The organism is Pelomonas sp. SE-A7 (assembly GCF_030345705.1).
Lineage (GTDB): Bacteria > Pseudomonadota > Gammaproteobacteria > Burkholderiales > Burkholderiaceae_C > JAUASW01.
In genome coordinates, this window is sequence record NZ_JAUASW010000002.1 from 703724 (window position 1) to 714841 (window position 11118).

The 11118-nt window shown below is 69.8% G+C and carries 8 protein-coding genes; 5 read left to right on the forward strand and 3 right to left on the reverse strand.

The annotated features are described in order from the left end of the window. Positions 1 to 162 precede the first annotated feature (162 nt). The 3 genes from QT382_RS17180 (at position 163) to QT382_RS17190 (ending at position 6361) form a co-directional block, all read left to right on the forward strand. Positions 163 to 2343, forward strand: a complete 2181-nt coding sequence (locus tag QT382_RS17180) for a cyanophycin synthetase (protein WP_289255306.1) — start codon at positions 163 to 165, stop codon at positions 2341 to 2343. A 29-nt stretch (positions 2344 to 2372) separates the two neighbouring features. Then, positions 2373 to 4937 carry a cyanophycin synthetase gene (cphA, locus tag QT382_RS17185; RefSeq protein ID WP_289255307.1) on the forward strand — a complete coding sequence of 855 codons (2565 nt, stop codon included), beginning with the start codon at positions 2373 to 2375 and terminating at the stop codon, positions 4935 to 4937. A 146-nt stretch (positions 4938 to 5083) separates the two neighbouring features. Beyond that, complete coding sequence (locus QT382_RS17190; RefSeq protein WP_289255308.1) at positions 5084 to 6361, forward strand: serine hydrolase domain-containing protein; 1278 nt, start codon at positions 5084 to 5086, stop codon at positions 6359 to 6361. 18 nt (positions 6362 to 6379) lie between these two features. On the opposite strand, the gene QT382_RS17195 is transcribed toward QT382_RS17190, so the two are convergent. Then, positions 6380 to 7147 (reverse strand): substrate-binding periplasmic protein, encoded by a 768-nt coding sequence (locus QT382_RS17195; protein WP_289255309.1) that lies wholly within the window; start codon positions 7145 to 7147, stop codon positions 6380 to 6382. Positions 7148 to 7214: 67 nt separating this feature from the next. Here QT382_RS17195 and QT382_RS17200 point away from each other — a divergent pair, with 67 nt between their 5' ends. Both QT382_RS17200 and QT382_RS17205 read left to right on the forward strand, forming a co-directional pair. Further along, entirely contained in the window at positions 7215 to 8543 is a 1329-nt protein-coding gene (locus QT382_RS17200) for an MATE family efflux transporter (protein WP_289255310.1), read from the forward strand. A 108-nt stretch (positions 8544 to 8651) separates the two neighbouring features. Then, positions 8652 to 10088 carry a GGDEF domain-containing protein gene (locus QT382_RS17205; protein WP_289255311.1) on the forward strand — a complete coding sequence of 479 codons (1437 nt, stop codon included), beginning with the start codon at positions 8652 to 8654 and terminating at the stop codon, positions 10086 to 10088. Here the strand turns inward: QT382_RS17205 and soxA are convergent. Both soxA and QT382_RS17215 read right to left on the reverse strand, forming a co-directional pair. Further along, positions 10085 to 10792, reverse strand: coding sequence for a sulfur oxidation c-type cytochrome SoxA (gene soxA / locus QT382_RS17210; protein ID WP_289255312.1), 708 nt, complete (start codon positions 10790 to 10792; stop codon positions 10085 to 10087). The genes QT382_RS17205 and soxA overlap by 4 nt on opposite strands. Beyond that, positions 10789 to 11112, reverse strand: coding sequence for a thiosulfate oxidation carrier complex protein SoxZ (locus QT382_RS17215; RefSeq protein ID WP_289255313.1), 324 nt, complete (start codon positions 11110 to 11112; stop codon positions 10789 to 10791). The genes soxA and QT382_RS17215 overlap by 4 nt, the downstream gene beginning before the upstream one ends. Positions 11113 to 11118 lie beyond the last annotated feature (6 nt).

The following is an 11118-nucleotide window of genomic DNA, read 5'->3' on the forward strand; positions in this document are numbered from 1 at the left end:
AAGGGGTCCCGCGAGGCCCCATGTGCCGGTCCGGCGCTTGTTGTAATTAAGCGGATTTTGACCGAACCGCGCCGGCTGCCGCAAAAGCGCCGGTCGCCGACACCCGGCCAGAAGCGCGCACAATGGCGCCCTGGCCCACAGAAGCACCCCAATTCCCCTTCCATGAGCAGCCGACACGACGACATCAAGCTCCTGCGCGTCAACTATTTGCGCGGCCCCAATATGTGGACCTACCGCCCGGTCCTGGAAACCTGGCTGGACCTGGGGGCGCTGGAAGACCACCCCTCCAACAAGCTGCCCGGCTTCACCGAGCGCCTGACCACCGCCCTGCCGGCCCTGGCCGAGCACCATTGCGGCGTGGGCGAGCGGGGCGGCTTCCTGCAGCGCCTGAACGAAGGCACCTGGATGGGCCATGTGCTGGAGCATGTAGTCATCGAGCTGCTGAACCTGGCCGGCATGCCCACCGGCTTCGGCCAGACCCGCTCCACCTCCCAGCACGGCGTCTACCGCATGGTGTTCCGGGCCCGCGACGAGCAGGTCGCCCGCCAGGCGCTGGCCGAGGGCCATGGCCTGCTGATGGCCCAGATCAATGCCGAGGCCTTCGACGTGCTCGCCGCCGTGGAGCGTGTGCGAGACAAGGTGGACGACTGCTACCTGGGCCCGTCCACCGCCGCCATCGTGGCCGCTGCGACGGATCGCCGCATACCGCACATCCGTTTGAATGACGGCAACCTGGTGCAGCTGGGCCATGGCGCCCGCCAACGCCGCATCTGGACCGCCGAGACCGACATGACCAGCGCGATCGCCGAAGGCATCGCCCGCGACAAGGACCTGACCAAGGACCTGCTCAAGGCCGTGGGCGTGCCGGTGCCCTCCGGCTCCGTGGTCAAGGATGCCGACGAGGCCTGGGCGGCCGCCGAGGACCTGGGCCTGCCGGTGGTGGTCAAGCCTTCGGACGGCAACCATGGCCGCGGCGTCACCCTGGACCTGAGCAAGCGCGAGGACATCGCCGCCGCCTTCGAGGTGGCCGCGCGCCACGGCTCCGAGGTGCTGGTCGAGCGCTACATCCGCGGCAACGAGCACCGCCTGCTGGTGGTCGGCGGCCAGGTCGTGGCTGCGGCCCGCGGCGACGAGGCCTGGGTCACCGGCGACGGCAAGCACACGGTGCTGGAACTGGTCGAGCTGCAGATCAACAGCGACCCGCGGCGCGGCACGACCGAGGAATTCCCGCTCAACCGCCTGAACATCGCCAACGACGGCGTGATCCTGCTCGACCTGCAACGTCAGGGCCTGGGCGTGGACAAGGTGGCCGCCGCGGGCCAGCGCGTGCTGATACAGCGCAACGGCAACGTGGCCATAGACTGCACCGACGAGATGCATCCCGACGTGGCCTTCCACATTTCGCTGGCGGCCCGCACCATCGGCCTCGACATCGCCGGCGTCGACCTGGTCACCAGCGACATCTCCAAGCCGCTGCATGAGACCGGCGGCGCCATCGTCGAGGTCAATGCCGGCCCCGGCCTCCTGATGCACCTGAAGCCTGCCGCGGGCAATCCGCAGCCGGTGGGCCAGGCCATCATCGACCACCTGTTCGCCGCCGAAGAGAACGGCCGCATCCCCATCGTCGGCATCACCTCTTCCAGCGGCGGCAACAACATCGCCCGCCTGGTCGCCTGGCTGATGCATTTGAACGGCCGCCATGTGGGCCTGTCCTGCAGCGACGGCCTGTTCCTGGGCAACCGCCGCGTCGAGCACAAGCGCGGCGCCCGCTGGGAAGCCGCCCACCGCCTCCTGATGAACCGCGGCGTCGATGCCGTGGTGGCCGAGAGCAATTCGCACAGCATCCTGCAGGACGGCCTGGCCTATGACCGCTGCACGGTCGGCCTGGTCACCGACATGGGTGGCCTGGGCCAACTGGACGATCACGACATCCGCACCGAAGACCAGTTGTTCAAGGTGCTGCGCACCCAGATCGACGTGGTGCTGTCCGACGGCGTGGCCGTGCTGAACGCCGCCGAGCCGCGCCTGGTGGAAATGGCCGAGCTGAGCGACGGCGAGGTGCTGCTCTACGCCCTGGACGAGCAGAACGTCGCCCTGGCCGAGCACCGTGCCAAGGGCGGCCGTGCGGTCTTTTTGCAAGGCGGCGTGGCGATGCTGGCTCAAGGGGCCTCGGAAACGCCGGGCGCCAACCTCGACTCGCTGCTCAAGCGCTTCGCCGCGGCCGGCATCAAGACCGATGCGGCCACGCTGCTGGCGGCCGTGGCCACCGGCTGGGCGCTGAACATCTCGCCTGAACTGATCTCCGCCGGGGCCGACACCTTCGTGCCCGCGCTGAACCACTAATCGCAAGCTAGCAGCAGAGAACCCCCAGCATGGAAGTCTCCCGCACCCGCGCCCTGCGTGGCCCCAATATGTGGAGCCGTCACACCGCCATCGAGGCGGTGGTGAGCTGCAGCGGCCCCGAGCTCGCCATCACCGACCAGCCCGGCTTCGAGGCCCGGCTGCGCGAACTGTTCCCCGGCATAGGCGCGCTGCGCGCCGGCATGTCGCTGGCCCATGTGCTGGAGCAGGCCACGCTGGCCCTGCAGGCCCAGGCCGGCTGCCCGGTGACCTTCAGCCACACGCACACCACCTCCGAGGCCGGCACCTACCAGGTGGTCGTGGAGTACAGCGAGGAAGACGTGGGCCGCCTGGCCTTCAAGGCCGCCTGCGAGCTGCTCGTGGCCGCCACCAGCGGCGGCAGCTTCGACGACGACAAGACCATCGCCCAGCTGCGCGAACTGGACGAGGACGTGCGCCTCGGCCCGTCCACCGGCTCCATCGTCGATGCGGCCGTGGTCCGCGGCATCCCGTTCCGCCGCCTGACACAGGGCAGCCTGGTGCAGTTCGGCTGGGGCGCCAAGCAGCGCCGCATCTGGGCCGCCGAGGTGGACGCGACCAGCGCGGTCAGCGAATCGATCGCCCAGGACAAGGACCTGTGCAAGCGCCTCTTGCAGTCGGCCGGCGTGCCCGTGCCCACCGGCAGCCCGGTGGATACGGTCGACGAGGCCTGGCAGGTGGCCCTGGACATCGGCCTGCCGGTGGTGGTCAAGCCGCAGGACGGCAACCAGGGCAAGGGCGTCACCGTCAACGTGACCACGCGCGAGCAGCTGGAAGCGGCCTACAAGGCGGCCGACGAGATCGGCCATGTGATGGTCGAGAAATTCCTGCCCGGCAGCGACTACCGTCTGCTGGTGGTCGGCGACAAGCTGGTGGCCGCGGCCCGCCGCGATCCGCCGCATGTGATCGGCGACGGCGTGCACACGGTCAAGCAACTGGTCGACAAGGTCAATGCCGACCCGCGCCGCGGCGACGGCCATGCCACCTCGCTGACCAAGATCCGTTTTGACGACATCGCGGTCGGCCGCCTGGAGATGCAGGGCCTGAATCCCGAGTCTGTGCCCGAGAAGGGCCGCCGCGTGATCCTGCGCAACAACGCCAACCTCAGCACCGGCGGCACCGCCACCGACGTAACCGACGACGTCCATCCCGACGTGGCCGCCCGTGCCGTGGCCGCGGCGCAAGTCGTGGGCCTGCATGTCTGCGGCGTCGACGTGGTGGCCGAGAGCGTGCACCAGCCGCTGGAAGAAGTCAGCGGCGGCATCGTCGAGGTCAATGCCGCGCCGGGCCTGCGCATGCACCTGAGCCCCAGCTTCGGCAAGGGCCGAAACGTGGGCGAGGCCATCATCTCGCACCTGTACGGCGCCACCGCCTCCAAGGGCGACGACGGCCGCATCCCGGTCGTGGCCGTCACCGGCACCAACGGCAAGACCACGACCAGCCGTTTGATCGCCCATCTGTTCGCCACCCTGGGCCTGCGCGTCGGCATGACCAATACCGACGGCGTCTACGTCGATGGCCGCCAGATCGATAGCGGCGACTGCTCCGGCCCCAAGAGCGCTCGCAATGTCCTGATGCATCCCGACGTCGAGGCCGCGGTGTTCGAGACGGCCCGCGGCGGCGTGCTGCGCGAAGGCCTGGGCTTCGACCGCTGCCAGGTCGCGGTCGTCACCAATCTCGGTGCCGGCGACCACCTGGGCATGAACTTCCTCAACACGGTCGAGGAACTGGCCCTGGTCAAGCGCGTCATCGTCCAGAACGTGGCGCCCAACGGCTATGCGGTGCTGAATGCGGCCGACCCGGTGGTGGCCAATATGGCCAGCGTCTGCCCCGGCCAGATCATCTTCTTCGCCGCCGACCGCCACCATCCGCTGATGGCCGCACACCGCTCGCAGGGCAAGCGCTGCGTCTACATCGATGGCGAGCAGCTGGTGGCCGCGCAAGGCGCCTGGCGCGAGACGATTCCGCTGCGCGACATCCAGATCACCCGCAACGGCACCATAGGCTTCCAGGTCGAGAACGCCATGGCCTCGGTGGCCGCCGCCTGGGGCGTGGGCCTCGACTGGGACACCATCCGCCGCGGCGTCGCCAGCTTCACCAATGACAGCGACAACGCGCCCGGCCGCTTCAATGTGATGGACTTCCGCGGCGCCACCGTGATCGCTGACTACGGCCACAACGGTGATGCCATGCATGCGCTGGTGGCCGCGGTCGAGGCCATGCCGGCCACGCGCCGCTCGGTCGTGATCTCGGGCGCCGGCGACCGCCGCGACGAGGACATCACGATCCAGACCCAGATCCTCGGCAAGGCCTTCGACGAGGTCATCCTCTACCAGGATGCCTGCCAGCGCGGCCGCGAGGACGGCGAGGTGCTGGCCCTGTTGCGCCGCGGCCTGGAAGGCGCGGCGCGCACCAGCAGCGTCGAGGAGATCCAGGGCGAGTTCGTCGCCATCGACCGCGCGCTCGAAAAGCTGCAGCCGGGCGAGCTCTGCCTGGTGCTGGTGGACCAGGTCGAGGAAGCGCTGGCCCATCTGGCGCAGCGCATCAAAGCCGGCTGATCAGCGGCCACGGCCCGGACCGTCCTGCAATTTGAGGACGATTCCCGGGTCGCCCCTGGCCCCTCCCCGCCAATCGCAGTAAGGTCTCGGCCGCCTCGGCATGGCCCGGGGCCTGCTCGGCTGGCCGTCCTCGAAAGGAGGGGATCATGGTGACTCGCTCATCTAGGCTCGTCTGCCTGCTGCTCGCCCTGGGCTCAACGGCCTGGGCGGCCGATCCCCTGCCCAGGGCCAAGCCCGAAGCGGTGGGCATGTCCTCGGAGCGACTGGCCCAGATAGGTACGGTGCTGCAAGCCGAGATCGCCAAGGAGCGCATGCCCGGCGCCGTGCTCGCCATCGCGCGCAAGGGCAAGCTGGTCCACTACCAGGCCTATGGCTACTTGGACAAGGCCGCCGGACTGCCCATGCCGCGGGATGCGATCTTCTCCATCGCCTCGATGACCAAGCCCCTGGTCGGCGCGGGCGTGCTGCAGCTGATGGAGGAAGGGCGTTTGCAGATGAGCGACCCGGCCAGCCGGTGGTTCCCGACACTGGCCAAGCTCCCGGTGGCGGTGCTCAAGCCCGATGCCGCACCGGACGCACCGCTAGAGACGGTCGCGGCGCGACGGGACATGAACATCCAGGATCTGCTGCGCCACACTTCGGGCCTGAGCTACGGGAATCGCAACGGATCGGGCGTGCAGAGGATGCTGCCGCCTGGCAACTTTCCATGGGCGGAGCCCATGACCGGCGCGGAGTTCATCGAACGCCTGTCCAAGGCACCGCTGCTGCACCAGCCGGGCACGGTCTGGGAATACGGCTTCTCGACCGACGTGCTGGGTCTGGTCATCGAGGCCGAGACAGGACAGACCCTGGGCGCGTTCCTGCAACAGCGCCTCTGCAAGCCGCTGGGCATGCAGGACACCGGCTTCGTGGTACCGGCCGCCCAGGCGGGCCGCGTCGCCAAGGTGCTGGCCAAGGAGCCGGGCACGGGCAATCCCCAGAATGCCCTGGACCGTACCGTCCCACTCAAGTTCGAATGCGGCGGGGCCTGCGCCGTGTCGACGGCGGCCGACATGCTGCGCTTCGGCCAGATGCTGCTGAACCGCGGCCAGCTGGGCAGCGCCCGCGTGCTGGGCAGCAAGACGGTCGACTACATGACGGCCGACCACCTGGACCCTGGCATCGTCAACCAGGTCGGGAAGTCCGACCCATCGCGCGCTGGCTATGGATTTGGCCTAACCATGGCGGTCCGCACCACAGCAGGCGGCCCGCAGATGCTGGGCTCGCCGGGCGAATTCGGCTGGTCCGGTGCATTGGGCACCAACTTCTGGGTCGATCCCAAGGAGCAGCTGGTGGTCGTCTTCATGGCCGCGACGCCCGGGCCGATACGCTGGCACTACCGGCGCATGATCAGCGCCCTGGTCGATGCCGCCATAGTCGACTAGCCCCGACCGAGTCGAGGTTCAGCGGTATTTCGCGAGGATGCGCTGCAGGCCGCCATCGGCCTGCAGTGCCGTGATCGCCTTGTTCAGCTCGGCCAGCGTGAGAGTGCTGCGGCGAGACAGCGCGCACTGGCTCTGGTAGCTGGAAATCACCTGAGGCCGGTAGAGGCTCAGCTGGTAGCTGCCCAGGCGCAGCTGGTAGTCCAGCTGCAGGCGGCCCGCCACCGCATAGCGCACCCGGCCCACGGCCAGCTTGCGCAGGTTCGCGGAGGCGTCGGGAGCGTCGTCGCGGACGAAGCTGCTACCCAGGATCTGCTGCAGTTCCGGATAGACGAAGCCCAGCACGGTGCCGATCCGCTGGCCTTTCAGCTCTTCGAGCTGGCGCGGGAACGGCGCGACCCGGCTGGTCAGCAGCAATTGCTCGTCGGGCAGGAAGGGGCGGCTCCAGTCGAGCGCGCCGGGCAGCCAGTCGGGCAAGTAGCCGCAGACGATGTCGGCCTGACTGCCGGCCACCAGCTCATCGGCCAGGCGCTTGCGCGGCAGGACCCGAAACCGCACCTCGCGCCCCAGCCGCACAGCCAGGGCCAGACCCACGTCGCGGTGGATGCCGTCGACCAGGCGCTCCTGCTCCATCAGGGCCTGCGGCATCTCGGCCGTGTTGTCGACCAGCATGTGCAGCACCGGCAGTGCCGGCGCCGAGGCCGGCGGCTGCGCCCGGCTCGTGCCAGCCAGGGCCAGGCCGAGCAGCCCGCCCAGCGTTGCCAGCAAACGGCAGCAGCTCGGTTTCATCGCATTACGTCCGCACAATGGCGCCCCATGCCGGCAGCTTAAGTCCGGCCCTTTTGCATTGCTTGACATGACGCAGGCCCAACCGCGCCTTGTTTCACTGGCTTGGCCACTTTTTCTCGAACTCTGCCTCGGCATTGCGGTCGGCATGCTTGGCACGGCCCTGGCCGCGCGCGTGTCGGACACCGGCGGTGCGGCATTCGCCCTGGCCAACCACGTGGTGGCCATGCTCTTCATCCTGTTCCGGCTGATAGGCGCCGGCATCAGCGTGGTGATCACGCAGAGCCTGGGCGGCGGCCGGCGCGACCAGGCCGACGCCCTGGCCCGCGCCGCCCTGGGTGCCAGCAGCTGGATGGGCCTGTTCATCGCCCTGCTGACCTGGCTGGGCGCCGAGGGCCTCCTGCGCCTGATGAATGCGCCGGCCGAGGTGCTGCCCCTGGCCCTGCCCTTCATGCAGGTGCTGGCGCCGGCCCTGCTGCTGGATGCCTGGAACTCATCGATGGCCAGCGTGATGCGCGCCCACCTGCGCACCCGTGACACCCTGGCCGTGATCGTGGCCATGCACGCCAGCCATCTGCTGCTGGCCTGGCTGCTGATGCCCAGGCTGGGCCTGAGCGGCTTCGCCTGGGCCATGCTGGTCAGCCGGGTGCTGGGCGTGGCCCTGCATCTGTGGCTGTGGAGGCTGCGCCTGGACCTGGTGCCGCGCGCCGCCGACTGGTGGCGGCTACCGCGCGCCGAGCTGGCCGCCATGCTGCACATAGGCCTGCCGGGCGCGGCCGAGAACATTGGCTATCGCCTGGCCTTCATGGTCAGCGTGGCGGTGGCCGGCAAGCTGGGCGCCAGCGCCCTGGCCACACAGGCCTACACGCTGCAGCTGATGTACTTCATCCTGCTGTTCGGGCTGGCCACCGGCTTCGCGGCCGAGATCGTGGTCGGCCACCTGATTGGCGCCGGCGAGCTGCACCAGGCGCACCGACTGGTCCGCAAAGCCCTGGCCCGTGGCCTGGCGGTCAGCGTGCTCGTCGCGCTGGCGGCGGCACTGGCCGGACCCTGGCTGCTCCGCCTGTTCACCAGCGACCCGCAGATCATCGCCACCGGCAGCACCCTGCTGTGGATCACCGTGCTGCTCGAGCCGGGCCGTACCTTCAACCTCGTGGTGATCAATGCGCTGCGTGCCGCTGGCGATGCGCGTTATCCGGTGATGGCTGGCGCTGCGTCCATGCTGCTGGTGCTGGCCGGCGGCAGCTGGCTGCTGGGCTGGCAGTTCGGCCTGGTGGGCATCTGGCTGGCCTATGCAGCCGATGAATGGGTGCGCGGCCTGCTGATGTGGCGGCGCTGGGCCCGGCTGGACTGGGTGCCGCATGCCCGCGCCACTCACCGGCGGCTGCGCCGGCAATGAGCCCGGCTCCCGGCGCTGTCGCCTGAAGCTGCGGCAGTAGAAACACCGTGGTCGCGCCGTGGCAGGCGCATATGCTGGACCGGTCCCAGGCCACCCCGACCGAGGCTGATGTCTGCTGCGATAGACGAGACCCGCATGCGCCTGCTGCGCACCTCGCTGAGCGTGTTGCTGGCCGGCAGTCTGATCTTCGGCGCCAGCATGTGGTGGCAGGGCCAGTTGCCCACCAGCCGCCTGCTGGGCCCGGGCCTGCTGGCCCTGCTCAGCGTCGTCAGCCTGGTCCACCTGCGCCGCCGCCAGCCGCTGCACACGCTGGGTTTGCTGGCCTGTGGCGGCTGGGCCATCGCCACGCTGATGGGCTTCCGGGTGGAGGGCGTGCGCACGCCCATCCTGCTGGCCTATCCGCTGATCGTGATCTTCACCGGCTGGCTGCTGGGCGCGGCCTGGGCCAAGGTCTTCACCGGGGCCTCGGCCCTGGCCCTGCTGGCCATGGCCGGCGCCGAAGCGATGGGCTGGCTCAAGCCCATGGCGCCCATCCCCTCGTTCACGCTGGCCCTGGCCCAATGCCTGATCCTGGCCGTGGCGCTGACGCTGACGCTGAACCTGCTCAAGGTCTTCCAGGAACGCATGGACGAGGCGCTGCGCCTGGGCCGCCTGGCCGAGCAGAACCTGGCCACGGTGCGCACCCGCGAGCTGGAGCTGCAGCGCCTGGTCGAGGCCATGCCGGCCCTGATCTGCCAGTTCGATGCCGAGCTGCGCTGCGTGCTGGCCAACCGGCATTTCGCCCGCTTCTTCGGCCCCAGCGACGAGGAGCTGAACCGCCGGCCGCTGCAGGAGGTGTTCGGCCCCAATGCCTTCGACGAGCTGCGCCCGCTGCTGCAGCGCGCCCTGACCGGCGAGAGCCTGCGCCACCAGGCCCGCTTCGGCCTGGGCGAGGGCCAGGCCGAGCATGTGTTCGAGATCGCCATGGTGCCGCGCCGGCTCGAGGGCCATTCCGACGGCGGCTATGCCCTGCTGCATGACGTGACCGAGCGCGAGCGCAGCGCCGAGCGGCTGCGCCAGCTGGTCAGCCAGGATTCGCTGACCGGCATTGGCAACCGTACCCATCTGATGGACCGCCTGGGCCAGGCGCTCAAGCGCAGCGCGCGGCGGCCCCAGTGCTTCGCCCTGATGGTGCTGGACCTGGACGGCTTCAAGGCGGTCAACGACAGCCATGGCCATGAGCGCGGCGACCAGCTCTTGCAGCAGGTGGCCCGCACGCTGGCCGAGACGCTGCGCGCCGACGACACGGTGGCTCGGCTGGGTGGCGACGAGTTCGTGCTGCTGGCCGAGAACCTGCACAGCCCCGAGGATGCGCTGCTGATCGCCGCCAAGGTGGTCGAGCGCATCGCCCGGCTGGCCAGCCCGGATGCGCCCATCAGCGCCAGCCTGGGCCTGGCCCTGCATCCGCAGCAGGGCGCCGTGGCCGAGGAGCTGATACGCAAGGCCGACGTGGCGCTCTACAAGGCCAAGGCGGCCGGGCGCAACCAGTGGCGCCTGGCTGACTAAGGTCGCACTGCCGGTGCTTCCAGCGGCAGGCCGGTGCTGCGCTTGGCCAGATAAGCCTGCAAGGCCAGCAGCTCGTCGCCCTGCAGCGGCTCGGCGCGCACACCGACCTGGCAGTTGCGCAGCCGGCGACTGAGGCCGCCCAGGGCCTGCCATTCCAGCCGGTACTGCGGATAGGCCGCCACATGGCCGGGCGGTATCAGCGCACCGCCCAGGCGCCGGCCGGCATTGTCGTCATGGCATTGGGCACAGGACAGATTGAGCTGGCCGATACGCTGGCGGTAGAGCTGCTCGCCGCGCCGCTGCCAGTCCGCCAGCGCCGTATCGGCCTTGAGCGGCTGGCCGCGCGACTGCAGGGCCACCAGGGTCTCCAGCGCCAGCAGCTCGTCCTCGCGCAAGACCTGGCCCTGGCGCTTGCTGCGGCAGCGCTCGATCTGGGCAGCCAGCGTCAGGGGCTTGCCGGCGTCGAACCGCGGGTAGCGCGCCGCCGCGCCAGCCAGGGCGCCCGGTGCGCCGTGGCAGCCGGCGCAGGCCTGTGCGTTGGCGGGCGCCTGAGTCCACAGCTCGCGGCCCTGCTGGGCCCACAACATGCCGGGGTTCTGGCTGTCGTCGCGCTGCATGGCCTGCAGGGCCGGGCTGAGCTGCTGCAGGCCGGAGTCCGCCGCCATGGCGGCGCCGCACAGCATGGCCAGCAGCAGCACTTTCATCGCAGCTGAAGCCGCCGCGTCTCGCGGTGCTGGAATCCCTGGTCGCCGCGCCATTCGAAGCTGAGCTCGCCGCCGCGCTGAATCTGCAGCCAGAAGGCCAGGTAGGGATTGGCCGAGACCGCGGGATGCAGGTCGGCCGCGAACAGCAGCTCGCCGTCCAGCCGGCATTCGAAGCGGCGCAGGATATTGCGTGCCAGCAGGGCACCTTCGTCGCCGCGCCTGAAGCCGGTCTCCATCGCATGGGCGATCAGGCAGCGGACCTCGAAGGCTTCGCCGGCGCGTGGCGGCTCGGGCGGCAGCGTGATCAGGGCGCGGGCCATGAACGT